The organism is Streptomyces sp. NPDC058457 (genome assembly GCF_042720695.1).
Taxonomy (GTDB): Bacteria; Actinomycetota; Actinomycetes; order Streptomycetales; family Streptomycetaceae; genus Streptomyces.
In genome coordinates, this window is the sequence record NZ_JBHXLU010000062.1 from 1 (window position 1) to 16,633 (window position 16,633).

21 protein-coding genes and 1 tRNA gene are annotated in these 16,633 nt (G+C 72.0%); 8 read left to right on the plus strand and 14 right to left on the minus strand.

The window, feature by feature from the left end; translation table 11 throughout:
- Window positions 1-90: 90 nt before the first annotated feature.
- The 3 genes from ACFWPS_RS36205 to ACFWPS_RS36215 form a co-directional block, all read right to left on the minus strand.
- Window positions 91-1,017: an RNA polymerase sigma factor SigF gene (locus tag ACFWPS_RS36205; RefSeq protein ID WP_383713267.1), complete on the minus strand. Its 927-nt coding sequence runs from the start codon at window positions 1,015-1,017 to the stop codon at window positions 91-93.
- Between the two features lie 191 nt (window positions 1,018-1,208).
- Entirely contained in the window at window positions 1,209-1,502 is a 294-nt protein-coding gene (locus ACFWPS_RS36210; RefSeq protein ID WP_383713270.1) for a Dabb family protein, read from the minus strand.
- A gap of 17 nt (window positions 1,503-1,519) precedes the next feature.
- Window positions 1,520-1,696 (minus strand): hypothetical protein, encoded by a 177-nt coding sequence (locus tag ACFWPS_RS36215; protein ID WP_089100593.1) that lies wholly within the window; start codon window positions 1,694-1,696, stop codon window positions 1,520-1,522.
- A gap of 212 nt (window positions 1,697-1,908) precedes the next feature.
- Here ACFWPS_RS36215 and ACFWPS_RS36220 point away from each other — a divergent pair, with 212 nt between their 5' ends.
- Window positions 1,909-2,139, plus strand: a complete 231-nt coding sequence (locus ACFWPS_RS36220; protein ID WP_383713273.1) for a PLDc N-terminal domain-containing protein — start codon at window positions 1,909-1,911, stop codon at window positions 2,137-2,139.
- A 39-nt stretch (window positions 2,140-2,178) separates the two neighbouring features.
- Here ACFWPS_RS36220 and ACFWPS_RS36225 read toward each other — a convergent pair.
- The 4 genes from ACFWPS_RS36225 to ACFWPS_RS36240 form a co-directional block, all read right to left on the minus strand.
- Window positions 2,179-2,263 (minus strand) — tRNA-Ser (locus ACFWPS_RS36225).
- Window positions 2,264-2,339: 76 nt separating this feature from the next.
- Complete coding sequence (gene tadA, locus ACFWPS_RS36230; RefSeq protein ID WP_383713276.1) at window positions 2,340-2,771, minus strand: tRNA adenosine(34) deaminase TadA; 432 nt, start codon at window positions 2,769-2,771, stop codon at window positions 2,340-2,342.
- 56 nt (window positions 2,772-2,827) lie between these two features.
- On the minus strand, window positions 2,828-3,355 hold the full coding sequence (locus ACFWPS_RS36235) for a hypothetical protein (RefSeq protein ID WP_383713279.1): 528 nt from the start codon (window positions 3,353-3,355) through the stop codon (window positions 2,828-2,830).
- A gap of 384 nt (window positions 3,356-3,739) precedes the next feature.
- The gene (locus ACFWPS_RS36240) at window positions 3,740-3,946 is read right to left on the minus strand and encodes a hypothetical protein (RefSeq protein WP_383713281.1); all 207 of its coding nucleotides are present in this window, start codon (window positions 3,944-3,946) and stop codon (window positions 3,740-3,742) included.
- Window positions 3,947-4,061: 115 nt separating this feature from the next.
- Between ACFWPS_RS36240 and upp the strand changes: the two genes are divergently transcribed.
- On the plus strand, window positions 4,062-4,697 hold the full coding sequence (gene upp / locus ACFWPS_RS36245; RefSeq protein ID WP_383713284.1) for a uracil phosphoribosyltransferase: 636 nt from the start codon (window positions 4,062-4,064) through the stop codon (window positions 4,695-4,697).
- Between the two features lie 411 nt (window positions 4,698-5,108).
- On the opposite strand, the gene ACFWPS_RS36250 is transcribed toward upp, so the two are convergent.
- Window positions 5,109-5,765, minus strand: a complete 657-nt coding sequence (locus ACFWPS_RS36250; RefSeq protein ID WP_383713287.1) for a LytR C-terminal domain-containing protein — start codon at window positions 5,763-5,765, stop codon at window positions 5,109-5,111.
- A gap of 111 nt (window positions 5,766-5,876) precedes the next feature.
- Window positions 5,877-6,173 carry a type II toxin-antitoxin system VapB family antitoxin gene (locus ACFWPS_RS36255; RefSeq protein WP_003999914.1) on the minus strand — a complete coding sequence of 99 codons (297 nt, stop codon included), beginning with the start codon at window positions 6,171-6,173 and terminating at the stop codon, window positions 5,877-5,879.
- A 184-nt stretch (window positions 6,174-6,357) separates the two neighbouring features.
- Between ACFWPS_RS36255 and ACFWPS_RS36260 the strand changes: the two genes are divergently transcribed.
- Complete coding sequence (locus ACFWPS_RS36260) at window positions 6,358-7,200, plus strand: helicase HerA-like domain-containing protein (protein ID WP_383713289.1); 843 nt, start codon at window positions 6,358-6,360, stop codon at window positions 7,198-7,200.
- A gap of 41 nt (window positions 7,201-7,241) precedes the next feature.
- Here ACFWPS_RS36260 and ACFWPS_RS36265 read toward each other — a convergent pair whose 3' ends face one another.
- The 4 genes from ACFWPS_RS36265 to ACFWPS_RS36280 all read right to left on the minus strand — a co-directional run bounded on the left by ACFWPS_RS36265 (window position 7,242) and on the right by ACFWPS_RS36280 (window position 9,376).
- Window positions 7,242-7,370 (minus strand): hypothetical protein, encoded by a 129-nt coding sequence (locus ACFWPS_RS36265; protein ID WP_383713292.1) that lies wholly within the window; start codon window positions 7,368-7,370, stop codon window positions 7,242-7,244.
- Window positions 7,371-7,428: 58 nt separating this feature from the next.
- Window positions 7,429-7,776, minus strand: coding sequence for a hypothetical protein (locus ACFWPS_RS36270; protein WP_383713294.1), 348 nt, complete (start codon window positions 7,774-7,776; stop codon window positions 7,429-7,431).
- 219 nt (window positions 7,777-7,995) lie between these two features.
- Window positions 7,996-8,646, minus strand: coding sequence for an HdeD family acid-resistance protein (locus ACFWPS_RS36275; RefSeq protein ID WP_383713297.1), 651 nt, complete (start codon window positions 8,644-8,646; stop codon window positions 7,996-7,998).
- A gap of 97 nt (window positions 8,647-8,743) precedes the next feature.
- Window positions 8,744-9,376: an HhH-GPD-type base excision DNA repair protein gene (locus tag ACFWPS_RS36280; RefSeq protein ID WP_383713300.1), complete on the minus strand. Its 633-nt coding sequence runs from the start codon at window positions 9,374-9,376 to the stop codon at window positions 8,744-8,746.
- 135 nt (window positions 9,377-9,511) lie between these two features.
- Between ACFWPS_RS36280 and ACFWPS_RS36285 the strand changes: the two genes are divergently transcribed.
- The 5 genes from ACFWPS_RS36285 to ACFWPS_RS36305 all read left to right on the plus strand — a co-directional run bounded on the left by ACFWPS_RS36285 (window position 9,512) and on the right by ACFWPS_RS36305 (window position 16,019).
- A complete protein-coding gene (locus ACFWPS_RS36285; protein ID WP_383713303.1) occupies window positions 9,512-12,067 on the plus strand; it encodes a penicillin acylase family protein in 2,556 nt (851 codons plus the stop codon).
- A complete protein-coding gene (locus ACFWPS_RS36290) occupies window positions 12,060-12,686 on the plus strand; it encodes a GNAT family N-acetyltransferase (protein WP_383713304.1) in 627 nt (208 codons plus the stop codon). The genes ACFWPS_RS36285 and ACFWPS_RS36290 overlap by 8 nt, the downstream gene beginning before the upstream one ends.
- Window positions 12,673-13,146 (plus strand): cupin domain-containing protein, encoded by a 474-nt coding sequence (locus tag ACFWPS_RS36295; protein ID WP_383713418.1) that lies wholly within the window; start codon window positions 12,673-12,675, stop codon window positions 13,144-13,146. Before ACFWPS_RS36290 ends, ACFWPS_RS36295 begins: the two co-directional genes overlap by 14 nt.
- The gene (locus ACFWPS_RS36300; RefSeq protein ID WP_383713307.1) at window positions 13,143-13,913 is read left to right on the plus strand and encodes an SDR family NAD(P)-dependent oxidoreductase; all 771 of its coding nucleotides are present in this window, start codon (window positions 13,143-13,145) and stop codon (window positions 13,911-13,913) included. The genes ACFWPS_RS36295 and ACFWPS_RS36300 overlap by 4 nt, the downstream gene beginning before the upstream one ends.
- 183 nt (window positions 13,914-14,096) lie before the next feature.
- Window positions 14,097-16,019, plus strand: coding sequence for a copper resistance CopC/CopD family protein (locus tag ACFWPS_RS36305; RefSeq protein ID WP_383713421.1), 1,923 nt, complete (start codon window positions 14,097-14,099; stop codon window positions 16,017-16,019).
- A gap of 18 nt (window positions 16,020-16,037) precedes the next feature.
- On the opposite strand, the gene ACFWPS_RS36310 is transcribed toward ACFWPS_RS36305, so the two are convergent.
- Window positions 16,038-16,547 carry a DinB family protein gene (locus tag ACFWPS_RS36310; protein ID WP_383713310.1) on the minus strand — a complete coding sequence of 170 codons (510 nt, stop codon included), beginning with the start codon at window positions 16,545-16,547 and terminating at the stop codon, window positions 16,038-16,040.
- Window positions 16,548-16,633 lie beyond the last annotated feature (86 nt).

A 16,633-nucleotide genomic window follows, 5' to 3' on the forward strand; every position in this document is an offset into this window, starting at 1 on the left:
CCTGGCACCTCACACCGGCCGGCGCATGACCACAGGGGCTTGTCCGGCCTGACGGCCGGACAACCCCTCACCAAGATCTTCATGAGCCTTCTAGGCCTCGATGCGGTTCGCCGAGCGCAGGCGCTGGAAGCTGCGGGCCAGGAGGCGGGAGACGTGCATCTGGGAGACGCCGAGCTCCGCGCTGATCTGCGACTGGGTGAGGTTGCTGTAGTAGCGCAGCAGGAGGATCCGCTGCTCCCGTTCGGGGAGTTGGACGAGCAGGTGGCGGACCAGGTCGCGGTGTTCCACGCCGTCCAGGGCCGGGTCCTCGTAGCCGATGCGGTCGAGGAGGCCGGGCAGGCCGTCGCCCTCCTGTGCGGCCTCCAGGGAGGTCGCGTGGTACGACCGGCCGGCCTCGATGCAGGAGAGCACCTCCTCCTCGCTGATCCGCAGCCGCTCGGCGATCTCGGCGGTGGAGGGGGAGCGGCCGAAGGCGGTGGTCAGGTCCTCGGTCGCGCTGTTGACCTGGACCCACAGCTCGTGCAGCCGGCGCGGTACGTGCACGGTGCGCACGTTGTCCCGGAAGTAGCGCTTGATCTCGCCGACGACGGTCGGCATCGCGAAGGTCGGGAACTGTACGCCCCGGTCCGGGTCGAAGCGGTCGATGGCGTTGATGAGGCCGATGGTGCCGACCTGGACGACGTCCTCCATCGGCTCGTTGCGGGAGCGGAAGCGGGCGGCCGCGTAGCGCACGAGCGGGAGGTTCGCCTCGATGAGCGCCGCGCGCACCCGGTTGTGCTCCGGCGTGCCCGGCATGAGCTCCTTCAGCTGACCGAAGAGCACCTGGGTCAGCGCCCGGGTGTCGGCGCCCCGCCGCTTCTCAGGGGCGGGGGCGTCGCCTTGGGCGGGAGCGGCGGCGGTCTGGATGAGGGGCTCGGTGGCGGTCTGGGCCGGGGGCTGGATCGGGGTCTGGGCGGGGGCGGGGGTCTGAGCGGGGGCGGGCGCCTCTTCCTGGGGCGGCGCAGAACTGGCCGACACGGTCAACGCCACCTCTTCATCGGTCAATCATCCGTCAAAAGCGGTCATAGCATCACAAGACATGTGCACTGTGTGCAAGCACCTCATAACGTCGTGTTGGGTATTAATACTGGCAAGTTGAGGCATAAGGCGCAGTAAAGCCCCCCGCCGTCGCAGGCGAGGGGCTCGGGATCCGGCAGCGGCCGTACGGCTCAGAACCCGTAGTCGGCGATCACCCACGTGGCGAACTCCCGCCACTGCGCCGCGGCCGCCTGGTGGGCCGGGTGCTCGATGTACCGCTTGAGCGCGTCCCGGTCCTCGACCGCCGAGTTGATCGCGAAGTCGTAGGCGATGGGGCGGTCGGTGATGTTCCAGCCGCACTCCCAGAAGTGCAGCTCCTCGATCTGGTCGCCGAGGGCGAAGAAGGCCTCGGCGCCCGCGACGGCACGCGGATCGTCGCGCTCGACGCCCTCGTTGAGCTTGAAGAGGACCAGGTGGCGGATCATGGGCACTCCCAGTGCTGCTACTTCGCCCCGTCGGCCAGCCAGGTGAAGAAGTCGCCGACGGACTTCGCGGCGTCCGATATGCCTTGGAAGACTATCTGGACCCAGTCCGCCGCCTTGGGCGGGTCCGTGATGATCACGTAGAGCGCGAAGATCACGAGCACGTAGACGGCGATCTTCTTGGCGTTCACCGCCACCTGGCCTCTCCCCTGTCCGTTCCCCCGGTTGCCGGGCGCGAGTGTAACCCTCCGATCATTTTGTATGACCAACGGCGCGATGGATGCCGGATTTTTTTCTCCGATCCCCCGAAGCGTGAACCGATCGCGGGGGCCGCTCCGATGAAGGGCCGAGGGAACGCGGACGAACCCGGGGCAACCGGAGTCGGCCGGAGCCGAGAGGGAGAGCGCAGATGCTGATGACAACGATGGCCTTCGCAATGGTCGCCCTGTTGATCGTGTTCGTGGTGGCGGCACTGCTCGACTGTGTCCGCACACCGGCGGAGCGGGTCAGGTACGTCCCGAAGTGGCTCTGGCTGCTGTTCCTGCTCCACGCCCCGGTCTTCGGAGCCCTCGTCTGGAACTACGCGGGCAAGCGCCCCGAGCCCTCGGGCCGGTCCGGCCCGGGTGCCGTAACCGCGTGAAGGGCGGCTCCGAATGCGGAGCCGCCCTTCATACGACAGCGGTAGCGGAGGGATTTGAACCCTCGGTGACTTGCGCCACACTCGCTTTCGAGGCGAGCTCCTTCGGCCGCTCGGACACGCTACCGAGGGAGACCTTACAGCACGGGGGGCCGTGCTCTGAAATCGGTATTCGGGGGCCGGGACCGGCCCCCGCGAGCGGGTCAGCGGGTGCGGAAGAAGTCCGTGAGGAGGCGGGCGGACTCGTCCGCCAGGACGCCCTCGACGACCTCGGGGCGGTGGTTCAGGCGCCGGTCGCGGACGACGTCCCAGAGGGACCCCGCGGCGCCGGCCTTCTCGTCCCGGGCGCCGTAGACGACCCGGTCCACCCGGGCCTGGACCAGGGCGCCGGCACACATCGTGCAGGGCTCCAGGGTGACGACCAGGGTGCAGCCGGTGAGCCGCCACTCCCCGAGCGCCGCGGCGGCCCGGCGCAGGGCGAGGACCTCGGCGTGCGCGGTGGGGTCGCCGGTCGCCTCGCGTTCGTTGTGCCCGGCGGCGAGGACCGTCGTACCGTCCGGGGACAGTACGACGGCGCCGACGGGGACGTCCCCGCCCCGGACGGCGCGGCCGGCCTCGGCCAGGGCGAGCCGCATCGCGGCCCGCCAGCGGTCGCGTACCGGGTCGGGGGACCCGGGTGCCTCGTGGAGGGTCAGCGGACGGTCTCCAGGACGTCGGAGGCGCCCAGGGCTTCGGCGATCTCGCTGAGCGCGTCGTCGCTGAGCGCCAGCAGCTCCTTGGCGCTCACGCCCAGGTCGTCGAGGATCGCGGCGTCGCCGACCGGGCCGGCCGGCACGGCGGAGCCGTCCGCGTCGTCGTCGGCCTCGGCCTCCGGCTCACCGTCCTCGGTGCCGTCGAGGTCGAGGGCGTCCAGGTCGTCGGATTCGTCCTTGGGCTCCCTTCCGAGCAGTTCGTCGGTGAGCAGGAGCTCGCCGTACGAGCTCCGGGCGGCGGCGGCTGCGCTGGAGACGAAGACCCGGGGGTCCTCCTCCCCGTCGACGCGCACGACGCCGAACCAAGCGTCTTCCTGCTCGATGAAGACGAGCACCGTGTCGTCGGCCTCCGAGGCCGATTCCCGGGCCAGGTCGGCCAGGTCCGACAGGGTCTCCACATCGTCGAGCTCTGTGTCGCTCGCTTCCCACCCGTCTTCGGTGCGCGCGAGCAGTGCGGCGAAGTACACCGTGACTCTCCCACTGGTCTTAGGCGTGCCGGTTGGGGGTCCCCCCGGCGGAGGTTCTGGGCGGGGAGAGCTGTGCTCCGAGCCCCACCCACTCGGAATCGTGGCAGAAACAAGGCGTTCAGGGGACGTCTTCGGCTCCCTGTGTCTGGCAGTTTTGATCGCACGTATGCAAAGAGGCTTCCATGCGTCCGTCAACGCAGCCACCAGCGCACTCGTTGCCGCCACCTGCGGATCGTACGCGGGTTTTCCCGCAGCCCACGCACGGCCTTCTCCGTGACGGACCGCAACGCGCCACAACCAGTGGATCTTTGCCGAAGGATCGGCTTTACGACTCTTGCCGAGTCTTGTGGGCTCTTACCGGGTCCTGGGGACTCTTACCGATTCCTACCAGCGGAACGTCCGCATGCGCATCGCGTGCCGCAGCCGGGCCGCCTTGGCGCGGCGGGGCTGGACCCGCTCGCGCAGCGCCCGCGCCTCGGCGAGCTCGCGCAGGAACCGGGCCCGGCGTCGCCGCCGCTCGGTCTCCGTCTCGCCCTCGGGCGCGCCGTACGCACGGTCGGGGCGCTCGGGTCCCTCAGGCAGCTCAGGCACGGTCGCACCACCCCCGTCCGACACCTCCACTTTCCCCCGGATGGGGGGTTTGATGCCAGCGTCGGCTCGCGCGGGCCTGCGCGAGGTGGGCGGGGGCGCGGTTACTGTTGTGGACATGCGTCTCCACGTCGTCGACCACCCTCTGGTCGCCCACAAGCTCACCACGCTGCGCGACCAGCGCACCGACTCCGCGACGTTCCGGCGGCTCGCCGACGAACTGGTCACCCTGCTCGCCTACGAGGCGACGCGGGACGTGCGGACCGAGGCCGTCGACATCCTGACCCCGGTGGCCGCCACGACCGGCGTCAAGCTCGCCCGTCCGCGCCCGCTGGTGGTGCCGATCCTGCGGGCCGGGCTCGGCATGCTGGACGGCATGGTCCGGCTGCTGCCGACCGCCGAGGTGGGCTTCCTGGGCATGATCCGCAACGAGGAGACGCTCCAGGCGTCCACGTACGCGTCGCGGATGCCGGAGGACCTCTCCGGGCGCCAGGTGTACGTCCTGGACCCGATGCTGGCCACGGGCGGCACGCTGGTCGCGGCGATCCGCGAGCTCATCAAGCGCGGCGCGGACGACGTGACGGCGGTCGTGCTGCTGGCCGCGCCCGAGGGCGTCGAGCTCATGGAGCGGGAGCTGGCGGGAACGCCGGTCACGGTCGTGACGGCGGCGGTGGACGACCACCTCAACGAGCACGGGTACATCGTGCCGGGGCTGGGGGACGCGGGGGACCGGCTGTACGGCGCGGCCGAGTAGCGAGCCTTTCGTCCACCGGCTGAGTGGCGGTGTTCGGCTTGTCGGGCCGAGTGGCGAACACTTGGTCCGCCGGACCGATCCGCGAAGCTTTTGCCGTTGCGCCGTTGCGCCGTTGCGCCGTTGCGCCGGTGTGTTGGTGTGTTGGTGCGCCGGTGTGTTGGTGTGTTGGTGTGGGTCGGCATCTTTGTGTCCGCCGCAGCGGTACTCACCCGCGACGGCGGTGTCCGGCGGTGCCTCGCGGTGCCCGGCGGGATCCTCGCCCGGGCGCCGTGCGGGCCGGGCGCGTCGGCGGCCGCGGGTTCGTTGTGGCTGGTCGCGCAGTTCCTCACCCAGCCTTCGGCCGGGGGTACCCCCGGCGCCCCTTGCGGGGCGCTGTTCGGCAGCCCCTTTTCGGGCTTTACGGGGCGCTGTTCAGCAGGTCTTCTTCGAAGTGGACGCCGTCGGTGCGGGGTTGGACAGGGCCGTGATCGCCTTGGCGGCCGTTGCCTGGGGGGTCAGGGTCTTGAAGGCGTTGCCGATGATCAGGTCCAGGGCGGTGCCCTTGCGGCCCGCCTCGGTGCGCTGGTCGGCGGCCGTCACCTGGGTGGCCAGGACCGGGAGCGAGGTCTTCAGGGCCGAGGCCGGGCCGAGCAGTATCGCCGTGCCCTTGACCTTCTGGTCGAACTTCGCCGGCGCGTTGCCGATGTCGCCGATCTTGAAGCCGCGTTTCTTCAGTTCGTCCGCGGTGTCCTTGGCCAGGCCCGCGCGGGTCGTGGCGTTGTAGACGTTCACCGTGATCTGGGCCGGCTTCGGTAGCTCCGCGGACCGCGCACCGGCCGCGGGACTCGCGCTGGCGGTGGCCTGCTTGACGCAGTCGCCCGCCGAGCCGGCCGCCGAGGCCGTCCCCCCGCCGCCCGTGAAGACGTCGATGAGCTGCAGGGTGCCCCAACCGACCAGGCCGAGCGCGGTGACGGAGGCGACCATGGAGAGGACGAGCCGGGCACGCCGCCGGCGCGGGCGCATGCGAGGGTATTTGTCCCCTGTGATCCGGTACTGGCCGCCCATGCCGGGGGGAGTCAGCATGCTCATGAGCGCAGCGTAGTGCGCCACGGGTGCGTTGACTAATAGATGATCATCCGACGGTGCCCGGTCCAACCCGAAAGGGCCAACCGGCGGCAAATGCCGGATGGCTCAAGGGTGTCAGTCGAGTTCGAGCACGCGCGCGTGCAGCACCTGACGCTGCTGGAGGGCGGCGCGGACCGCACGGTGCAGCCCGTCCTCCAGATACAGGTCGCCCTGCCACTTCACGACGTGCGCGAAGAGGTCGCCGTAGAACGTCGAGTCCTCGGCGAGGAGGGTCTCCAGGTCGAGCTGCCCCTTGGTCGTCACGAGCTGATCGAGGCGGACCGGGCGCGGTGCGACGTCCGCCCACTGCCGGGTGCTCTCCCGGCCGTGGTCGGGGTACGGCCGGCCGTTTCCGATGCGCTTGAAGATCACACGGAAAGCCTACCGGTCCAGACGTTCCGGGCGCAGCCATGGCGAGCGAGTGCGACGCTGGAAAAGACTCCGTAAAGGTCACCAAACGGGCTAAACGGGAACAGGGGGTCCGATGATGAGTGCCGGTGAGGCCGACGAAGCCGATGCCACGACCCCGTCCACGACCCCGTCCAGGACCCGGTCCATGACCCCGGCCAGGGACGCAGCCGACCCCGCGGGTGCCACTGACCCCGCAGGTGCCACTGACCCCGCGGGCGCCACCGGTCCCGCCGACCCCGTGGTCGCCGGGATCGCCGCCGGGTACGCCTTCACCGGTCGGGCGCTGGAACTCGGTGCCGTTCTCTGGGACGGGCGGTGCCGTCCCGACGCCCCGGTCCGTATCCCCCTCCCTATGCTCAACCGGCACGGCCTGGTCGCCGGCGCCACCGGCACCGGCAAGACCAAGACGCTCCAGCTGATCGCCGAGCAGCTCTCGGCTCAGGGCGTCCCGGTGTTCCTGGCGGACATCAAGGGCGACCTGTCCGGCATCGCCCGCCCCGGGCAGCCGGACGACAGGGTCCGGGGCCGGGCCGGCGAGGTGGGGCAGGAGTGGACGGCGACCGGCTTCCCCGCCGAGTTCCTCGCGCTCGTCGGCCTCGGCCACGGCATCCCCGTCCGGGCGACGATCACCGTGCTCAGTGAGAGGGGCGCCCCGACGCCGGTCGCGGCGACCCGGCTGCGGGCCCCCGAGTCCCTGATGGGGCCGGTGGACGCGGCGGAACTGGACGCGGCGGTGCGAGGGTCCGCGCTCCACGGGCGTTATGCACAGGCTGTGGACCGGGAGTCGGCGTACGAGAAGCTGCAGCGGACGCCGGCCGAGCCGAAAGCCGCCGAACCGAGGGCCCCGAATTCCCCGAAAGAAGAGCCGTCGCTGGTCGAACAGGTGGTCAGCAGCGGGATGTTCAAGTCCCTCGCCCGGTCGGTGGGAACGCAACTCGGCCGTGAGATCACCCGGTCGCTGTTCGGTACGGCCCGCAGACGCAGGTGAGCCGGGCGCCCGTACGGGCCACCCGGCTCAGCTCCGCGGGATCAACCGCGTTTCTGCTCCTGCGGTTGCGGCCTCGACGGCTCCGCCGTCTTCGTCTCCGCCTTCGGCGTGCTGCGGACGGCTTCCGCGCGCAGCAGGGCGCGCAGGACCGCGTACGGGTCTGAGGACATGACTGTGTTCCTTGCCTAGAGCTGACTGACCTGGGGGAGTGCGGGACAGGCAGGTCGGTCAGCAGCGCAGGACCACGGTGCGCAGGAGGGGCGTGGCGTACGGCGGACGCGGTGCCGTCGGGCCGGGGCGGTGGGGGTCCGCCGGGCCGGCGGGCCGCGCCGCGTCGGAGAGCGGCGCGGGGCGCTGGGGTACGTCGGCGCGGTGGACGGCGCGGGCGGGTGGCCGTAGCGGGGTGTCGAGGGCGTCGTGCTCGAAGGTCTCCGCCGAGACGGCCGGGCCGGCCGCCGCGAGCGCCTCCACAGCCGTCGGGACGCCGGCCAGCAACAGGGCGAGCAGCAGCACGAGCGCCCGCAGCCAGGCGGGGCCTGGTTGCGGGCGACGTCCGGTCGGGGGACCGCTGCTCATGGCGGTCATCTCCCCGCGTGGTGGGCGGTGTTCATCGCGTGGGGCGCGAGATCCGCTCGCTCGGCGTACCGGCGGGGCGCGAAGTTGACGAAGCCGACGGGCCGGTCCCGACAGAGGCGGTGCCGGCGAGGCCCGCGCTCGTTCGGTCTGTGCCCTTTTGGTCCGCGCTAGTTCGGTCTGGGCTCGTGCGGTCTGCGCCCGCGGGGCGGCCGGTGACGCTCACAGGGCCTGCGGGATCTGCTTGGCGCGGCCGCGGATGCCGAACGCCGTGACGATCTCGACGATGCCGACGACGACCAGCCAGATACCGGCGACGAGGGTGAGCACCGCGACCGACCTGAACGGCGAGACGATCAGCACGATGCCGGCGATGAACGTGACGATCCCGAGGAAGATCATCCAGCCGCGGGCGGGCATTCTGTGGTCGTGTACGGCGGCGAGCGTCTGGGTGATCCCGCGGATCAGCCAGCCGATCCCGATCCACAGGGCGAGCAGCAGGATCGACTCCAGGGGGCCCCGGAAGCAGAACAGGCCCAGCAGGATCGACAGCGCGCCGCTGATGAAGGCCAGTACGCGCAGCGAGGTCGTCTTGTGCGTGCCGAACGCGGCCACCAGCTGGAAGACGCCGCTGATCAGCAGATAGATGCCGAAGAGCACACCGGCGGCGAGCAGCGAGGCACCGGGCCAGACGAGGATCAGGATGCCGAGGATCAGGGAGGCGATCCCGGTGAGCAGGACGGTCTGCCAGGCGGCCTCGGAGAGGGCGTGCAGCGGTCCCTCGAAGGGAGGTTCGGGCTCGTGCCGAGCGGTGCCGGTGGCATGCGCCTTCCGGTCGTCGTCGGCGGGGCCGGTGCTGGGGGGCTCGGTCATGGTTCCAGCTGAGACCGACCGGGGCGGCCCTGCCAGCAGGACGGGGCCGGACGGGTGAGCCCTCGGGTTCGGCGGATCCGAGGGATCGGGGCAGCCCCTACTTCCCGCCCGCCTTCGCTGCCTTCGCCGCCGCCTTCATCTCCTGTTTGTGGGCCCGCACCTTCGCCAGCGACTCGGGCCCGGTGATGTCGGCCACCGACCGGTATGCCGCCGCCTCTCCGTACGCCCCTGCCGCCTCCCGCCACCCCTTCGGCGTCACCCCCAGCTGCTTCCCCAGCAGCGCCAGGAAGATCTGCGCCTTCTGCTTCCCGAACCCGGGCAGTTCCTGGAGCCGCCCGAGCAGCTCCGCCCCGCTGTCCACGTCACGCCAGATGCCCTCGGCGTCACCGTCGTAGTGCTCGACGAGGTACTGGCACAGCTGCTGAATGCGCTTGGCCATGGAACCGGGGTATCGATGCACGGCCGGCTTCTCGGAGAGCAGCGCGGCGAACGCCTCCGGGTCCTGGGCGGCGATCTCGTGCGCGTCCAGGTCGTCCGTGCCCATGCGCTGCGCGATGGTGGCGGGCCCCTTGAACGCCCATTCCATCGGCACCTGCTGGTCGAGCAGCATGCCGGTGAGCGCGGCGAGCTTGCTGCGGCTGAGGAGTTCGTCGGCCTCGGGGTCCTGGGCGAGGTGCAGGACGGGGGCGTTGGAGTCGGCATTGGAGCTGGCGTCGGCGTTGGCGTCCATGGCCCGATGATCCCGCGCCAGGACCGCCCTCGCGCGCCCGCAGGTGCCCGGCCTCCTCGATCTCCACACCCCTCACGTACGATTCCTCCGCGATTCAGCTTAGGTAAGGCTAACCTCAGACAAGGGGGTCACAGGGTGACCATCGAGACGTACCGCGACGCCTGGGGCATCCCGCATCTGCGGGCGGCCGACGCGCACGAACTCGCCCGCGCACAGGGCCGGGTGACGGCGCATGACCGGGCCTGGCAGCTGGAGGTGGAACGGCACCGCGCGCAGGGCACGTCGGCGTCCTTCCTCGGCGGCCCGGCCGTCGCCTGGGACGTCTTCGCCCGCCGGGCCCGCCTCGCGGACACGGCGAGACGTTGCTTCGAGGCACTGGAGAGACGGGACCCGGAGACGGCGGAGTGGGTACGGGCGTACGTGGCCGGCGTCAACGAGGGCCTGCCGGCCGGCGCCGCCCGCACGCCCGAGTTCGTCCGCACCGGCCTGACCCCCGGCACCTGGGAGCCCTGGCACCCCCTGGGCGTCTGGCTGGCCACCCACATCCTGTTCGCCGGCTTCCCGGCCAAGCTGTGGCGCGAGGAGGCGATACGGCACCTGGGCGAGGAGGCGGTCCCGCTCTTCGCCACGGACGGCCCCACCACCGCAGGCAGCAACGGCTGGCTCCTCGCGGGCACCCGCACCACCACCGGCCACGCCCTCCTCGCCGGCGACCCCCACCGCTTCATCGAGGCGCCCGGGGTCTACCAGCAGATCCGCCTCGCCTGCCCGGAGTTCGACGTCATCGGCCTGGCGGTCCCGGGCGTCCCCGGCATCGCCCACTTCGCCCACACGGGCACGGTCGCCTGGTCCATCACCAACGCGATGGCCGACTACCAGGACCTCTACCGGGAGCGCCTGCGGCGCACGGACACCGGCGTGGAGGCCCTCGCCCCGGACGGCACCTGGACCCCGGCCGACCACCACACGGAGACGATCGAGATCTCCGGCAACCCCCCAGTACAGATCGAGGTACTCGAAACACCCCGGGGCCCGGTCATCGCCGGGGGCCCGGAGGATCTGCAGACGAGGACAGCGGCGGCGACGGCGGGGACGAAGAAGGGGGCGACGGCGGGGACGAAGAAGGGGGTGACGGAGGCCGCGGAAGCGATGGAGGCGGCGGAGACCGCGGAAGCGATGGAAGCGGCCGAGGTGACGAAAGCGATGGAGGCGGCGGAGGTGACGGGGGCGGCGGAGATGGCGAAAGCGGCGGAGGCGATGAAGACGGTGGAGGCGATGGAGACCGCGGAGGAATCGGCGGAAGCGGCGGCGGACGAGCACGACCGTGAACCCCGCACGCCGTCTCTCGCCCCGCACGCCGGACGACCTCCCACGGCGCACGCACCGGCAGTCGCCGACGGCGGTCAACCCCCGCAGGGGCCACCCGCACCCGACCACGAAAGTCGCACGGGTGGTGCGGGTGGGAAACCACACGCCGATGGCGAAGCCGAGGCGTTGGCGCTCCGCTACCCGCCCCGCGTCACCGAAGACCTCGGCTTCAGCGCCCTCCTCCCCCTCCTCCGCGCCCGCCACGTCACCGACGTCGACCGAGCCTTCGACGCCTGGACGGAGCCCGTCAACGTAGTCCACGCCGCCGACACCGCCGGAGGCACCCTGCACCGCGTCGCCGGCCGCGTCCCCGTCCGCTCGCACACCAACCGCACCCGCCTCGCCCCCGCCTGGCTCCCCGGCCACGACTGGCAGGGCTGGCACGAGATGCCGTACGGCGACATCACCGACGGCGTGGCCGTGATGGCGAACCAGCGCGGCCCGGCCACCCCCCTCGGCGTCGAGTTCGCCCCGCCCCACCGCGCCGACCGCATCCGCACCCTCCTCGGCGAGCGCCGCACCTGGTCCGCCGCCGACATGCCCGCGATCCACACCGACACCCACCTCGCCTCCGCAGCCCCCCTCCTCGACCGCCTGTCCGCCCTCGACGACGTCACCCCCGAGGCCGCCGAACTCCGCGACCGCCTCCTCGCCTGGGACCGCCGGATGGACGCCGACAGCACCGACGCCGCCGCCTACGCGGCCGTACGCTCCGCCGTCGTACGGCACCTCGCCGCCCACCCCGCCTTCGCCGCCCTCACCGAGCCCCCGGCCCACCCCGAGGTCCTGCTGCCCTGGCTGGCCCTCACCCCCCGTATCGCCTTCGCCCTCGAACACCTCCTGAGGGCGGAGGAGTTGTACGGCGTCGACCGCCCCGCCGTCGTACGCGCGGCCCTGGAAGAAGTCGCGGCCGGCCGGCCCACCGGCACCTGGGGCGACACCCACCGCCTCACCCCCTGGCAGGCGCTGCCCGATCCGTCGTACGAGGACGGACCGGCCCTGTCCGGTGACCACGACTGCGTGCTGTGCACCTCCGCCGTCCCCGGCCTCACCGACCGCTCCGCGCGCGGCCCGGCCGCCCGCTACGTCTGGGACCTGGCCCGCCGCGACGACAGCCGCTGGGTGGTCCCGCTCGGCGCGGACGGCGTCCCCGGCGCCCCCCACCACACCGACCAGCTCCCGCTGTGGCTCAAGGGAGACCTGGCCCCGGTCGTCACCGACTGGGACCGACTGGAACGCGCAGACCTCGGCGACCTCGGCGACCTCACCGGCCCCGCAAGCCCCGCAGGCCCCATAGAACTCACGGAAGAGAACGATGTCTGAGCACCCCGCACACCACCCCGTCTTCGAACACCCCGTCGCCGGCTTCGGCACCGTCCGTCTCCGCCCCCTCGACCCCGAGCGCGACGCGGACGTCGTCCACACCTGGGTCAGTGCGGAACGCGCCGCCTTCTGGGGCATGACCGGCCTCACCGGCCCCCAGGTCGCCGAGATCTACGCCCACATGGCCACCCTCGACACCCACCACGCGTACCTCGCCGAGAAGGACGGCACCCCGGTCGGGCTCCTCCAGACGTACGAGCCGGAGGCCGACCGGGTGAGTGAGTGCTACGACGTCCGCCCCGGCGACATCGGCGTCCACGTCCTCCTCGCCCCGCCCGGACCCGATGGTCCCCGCCCCGGCTGGACGGAGGCCCTCCTGAGCACCTTCACGGCGTACGCCCTGCGCACCCTCGACCGCCACCGCATCGTCGTGGACCCGGACGTCCGCAACGAGAAGGCGATCGCCCGCTTCTGGCGCCAGGGCTTCGAGCTCGGCCCGGCCGTCGTACTCCCCGAGATCGACCTCCCCGACGTCCACCTGCCCGAAAAGCGCGCGCAACTGGCTTTTCTCACCCGGCCGGTAGCCTTCCCGGATGTCCCGGACGCTGACTCCCGATGACCTGATCGCCCACTACGGCCTGGAGCCGATCCCCCGCGAGGGCGGCCTGTTCCGTGAGACCTGGGCCGGTCCCGCACGCGCCGACGGCCGCCCCGAGGGCACCGCGATCGTCGGCCTCCTCACCGCCGACGACTACTCGGCCCTGCACCGCCTCCCCACCGACGAGATCTGGCACTTCTACCTGGGCGACCCCCTGGAATTCCTGCTCCTCGCCCCCGACGGCACCACCCGCACCCCCGTCCTCGGCCCCGACCTCCTGGGCGGCCAGCACATCCAGCTGACCGTCCCGGCCGGCACCTGGATGGGCGCCCGCGTGGCACCCCCGGGCGCCTGGACCCTCTTCGGCTGCACCATGGCCCCCGGATTCACCTTCGAGGGCTACGAACACGGGAACGCGGCCCACCTCACGGCGCGTTACCCGTCCGAAGCCGCCCGCATCACGGAACTCTGCCGTCCATGACGACCCACCTACTCGACGGACAAGTCGCTCTGGTCACGGGCGCCGGCGGCGGTATCGGCCGGGCCATCGCCCGCCGCCTGGCGGAAGAGGGCGCGGCGGTGGCCCTGCATTGCCTCACGGCCGTCGGGGCGGCACACGAGGCGGCCTCGGGCATCACGGCCGGCGGCGGCCGGGCGACGGTCGTACAGGGCGACCTGAGCGACGAGGAGACCTGCCACCGCGTCGTCCGCGAGGCCGCGGAGTGGGGTGGCGGACGGCTCACGGCGCTGGTCAACAACGCGGCCGTACAACCCGTACAGCCCCTGCCCGGCATGACCGCGGCCGACTGGCGCGCGGTCGTCGACACCGATCTCACCAGCGTCTTCGCCTGCACCCAGGCCGCCGCCGAGATCATGCGCGCCCAGTCCGGCGCCGGCGCGATCACCCACATCGCCTCCATCGAGGCGACCCACCCGGCCCCCGGCCACGCCCACTACAGCACGGCGAAGGCGGCGGTGGTCATGCACGCGAGGGCGGCGGCCCTGGAGTACGGCCGTCTCGGCATCCGCGTCAACACCGTCTCCCCGGGCCTGATCGACCGGGAGGGACTGGCGGCGGACTGGCCGGAGGGGGTCCGGAGATGGCAGGAGGCGGTGCCCACGGGCCGGTTGGGAAGCGTGGACGACGTGGCGAACGCGGTCGTCTTCCTCACATCACCGCTCGCGTCCTGGATCACCGGCCACGACCTGGTGGTCGACGGCGGGGTATCGGCACGCCCGACGTGGTGACGCGCCCCGTAAGGGGCGCGGGGCTGTATTTCATGTGCGGCTGCCGCCGCGTGGGCGCGACCAGCCCCCACCCACCCGCAGACAAAATGAGCGCTACAAGCTTCCCAGCCGTATGACCCAAGAACGCGTGTTTCCGAACTCGGAGCAGGTGACGTGAGCGAAGAACACGACAAGCGGCGAGCGATGCCGATCGGCAACCGCAGGAACCGGGCCCTGCGCGCCCTCGCACTTCTCGGCACCCTCCTCGCCGCCCTCCTCCTGGCCTCCGCCGGCCCCGCCTCCGCGCACGCGGCCCTGCGCGGCAGCGACCCCGCCGACGGCGCCGTGCTCAAGTCGTCGCCCGGATCCGTCACCCTCACCTTCACCGAGTCCGTCGGCCTGCTCGACGACTCCTTCCGGGTGTACGACCCCACCAACCACCGGGTGGACACCAGCGACCCCGGACACGGCCCGGCCGGTTCGGACACCGCCCGGATCACCTTCCCGAAGAAGCTGGGCACCGGCACGTACACCGTGGCGTGGCGGATCGTCTCGGCGGACAGCCACCCCGTCTCCGGCGCCCTCACCTTCTCCGTGGGCAAGCCGTCGGCGACCACGGCGACCGTCTCCACCGGCCCCGTCGAGAACCCGCTCACCGGCAGCCTCTACAACATCGGCCGCTACGTCGCGTACATAGCCGTGGCGCTGCTCATAGGCACCGTCGCCTTCCTGACCGGCTGCCGCCCGCCGGATCCCGCCCCCCTCCGCACCCCGGTTCGCACGGCGTGGTGGGCCCTCCTCGCCGCGACCCTCTTCCTCTTCGTCCTCCGCGCCCCGTACGAGGAGGGCACCTCCCCGGCGACGGCCTTCGACCTCTCCGCCCTCGGCAGGTCGGCGACGGGCCGCCCGGGCCTGGCCCTGCTGGTCAGGGTGGCCCTGCTGGCACTCACGGCAGCCCTCTACCTCCTCCTCCGCAAGCGCGTGAGCCCGACCCGCCTGATCCGCCCGTCCCGCCCCCTGCTCGCCACGGCCGCCGCCCTCTCCCTCGCCCTGGCCCTGACCTGGGCGGCGGCGGAACATGCCTCGGCCGGTATCCAGGTCCCGCTGGCCATGACGTCGTCCGTCCTGCACCTGCTGTCGATGGCGCTCTGGCTGGGCGGCCTGACGGCCCTCCTCATCACCCTCCACCGCACCACCACGTCCCTCCCCGCCGTCGTCGTCACCCGCTTCTCCCGCGTGGCCTTCGCCTCGGTGACGGTCCTCGTCGTCACCGGCGTCTACCAGTCCTGGCGCGGCCTCGGCTCCTGGCAGGCCCTCACGGACACGTCGTACGGCAGGCTGCTCCTCGTCAAACTCGCCGCGGTGACCCTGCTGCTGGCAGCGGCCTCGCAGTCCCGCCGCTGGACGGCGAAACTGGCGACGGTCCCGGCCCCGGCGCCGGCCGCGACCGTCCGCGACCGCGTCCCGCTCCCGGTCGGCGCCCTGGCCCCGGCGGACCCACCGACCGCGGAGGATTCGACGACCCTGGGGGAAACACCGCACCTGGGAGAACCGTCGACTCCGGAGGAACCGCCGACTTCGGAGGAAGCGACCCCCGCCACCGGCGCCACCCCCGCCACCTCCGCCGGCCGCCACCAGGCCGCCCTGCGCCGTTCGGTCCTGGCCGAGGTGGCCATCGGCGTCGCCGTCCTGGGCATCACCACGATCCTCAGCGGCACCCTGCCCGGCCGGGCCGCGGCCGAGGCGGCCGCGTCGGGAACGGTGTCGGACACGACCGGAATCCCCGCGGCCGCCGTCGCCATGGTCCCCTTCGACGTCGGCACCCCGAACGGCCACGGCAAGGTACAGATCACCCTGGACCCGGGCCGGGTCGGCAAGAACTCCGTGCAGGCGGTCGTCTTCGGCCCCGACGGCGGCATCTCCACCGTCCCCGAACTCCGCCTCTCCTTCACCCTCGCCGCCCAGAAGATCGGCCCCCTCCCCGCCAACGTGACCGACCGCGGGGGCTACTGGGCCGCCGACTCAGTCAACATCCCCATCGCGGGCGAGTGGACGATGACGGTGACGGTACGGGTGTCCGACCTGGACCAGGTGACGGTGACGAAGAAGATCCGGATCGCCGCGTAGCCGGCCCGCTCCGGCCGCTCAGGCGCCCACGGTCCCGTCGACGCCCTCGCGCAGGAAGTCGGCGTGCCCGTTGTGACGGCCGTACTCCAGGAGCACGTGCAGCATCACCATGCGCAGCGACACCTCCTCCTCCCACCTCGGCTGGTATCCGGCCTGGTCCAAGGAGCCGGCCGCGCGCTCGATACGGCGCGAGGTCGCCACCTCGGCCTCCCAGGCGGTGAACGCCTCCTGCCTGGTCGACCCGCTCGCGTCGTACGCCGCCTGGAAGTCGATCTCGTCGGACCACACCAGGGGCGCGTCCTTGTCCTCGAAGACCCGGCGGAACCATGCGCGCTCCACCTCCGCCATGTGCCGCACCAGGCCCAGCAGCGACAACGTGGACGGCGGCATCGACCGCTGCCGCAACTCCTCGTCGGTGAGCCCTTCGCACTTCATGGCGAGGGTCGCCCGGTGGTAGTCGAGGAAAGCCCGCAACATGTCCCGTTCACTGCCGAAATTGGGTGGTCCTGTGCGGTCGTCGCTGCTCACTGGCCGTACTCCTCATCCGTTCCGCTCATCCGCCCCCGCCACCCGGGCGCAGCAGCAGTATCCGCCCGCAGCGTGCGCGGATACCG

Bases quoted from the DNA above. Each gene is read 5' to 3' on its own strand.
- ACFWPS_RS36210 (WP_383713270.1), bottom strand. From the start codon at position 1,502: ATGATCCGCCACCTGGTCCTCTTCAAGCTCAACGAGGGCGTCGAGCGC.
- ACFWPS_RS36220 (WP_383713273.1), top strand. From the start codon at position 1,909: ATGCTGATGACAACGATGGCCTTCGCAATGGTCGCCCTGTTGATCGTG.
- tadA (WP_383713276.1), bottom strand. From the start codon at position 2,771: ATGCGGCTCGCCCTGGCCGAGGCCGGCCGCGCCGTCCGGGGCGGGGAC.
- upp (WP_383713284.1), top strand. From the start codon at position 4,062: ATGCGTCTCCACGTCGTCGACCACCCTCTGGTCGCCCACAAGCTCACC.
- ACFWPS_RS36250 (WP_383713287.1), bottom strand. From the start codon at position 5,765: ATGAGCATGCTGACTCCCCCCGGCATGGGCGGCCAGTACCGGATCACA.
- ACFWPS_RS36260 (WP_383713289.1), top strand. From the start codon at position 6,358: ATGACCCCGGCCAGGGACGCAGCCGACCCCGCGGGTGCCACTGACCCC.
- ACFWPS_RS36265 (WP_383713292.1), bottom strand. From the start codon at position 7,370: ATGTCCTCAGACCCGTACGCGGTCCTGCGCGCCCTGCTGCGCGCGGAA.
- ACFWPS_RS36270 (WP_383713294.1), bottom strand. From the start codon at position 7,776: ATGAGCAGCGGTCCCCCGACCGGACGTCGCCCGCAACCAGGCCCCGCC.
- ACFWPS_RS36275 (WP_383713297.1), bottom strand. From the start codon at position 8,646: ATGACCGAGCCCCCCAGCACCGGCCCCGCCGACGACGACCGGAAGGCG.
- ACFWPS_RS36280 (WP_383713300.1), bottom strand. From the start codon at position 9,376: ATGGACGCCAACGCCGACGCCAGCTCCAATGCCGACTCCAACGCCCCC.
- ACFWPS_RS36290 (WP_383713304.1), top strand. From the start codon at position 12,060: ATGTCTGAGCACCCCGCACACCACCCCGTCTTCGAACACCCCGTCGCC.
- ACFWPS_RS36300 (WP_383713307.1), top strand. From the start codon at position 13,143: ATGACGACCCACCTACTCGACGGACAAGTCGCTCTGGTCACGGGCGCC.
- ACFWPS_RS36305 (WP_383713421.1), top strand. From the start codon at position 14,097: ATGCCGATCGGCAACCGCAGGAACCGGGCCCTGCGCGCCCTCGCACTT.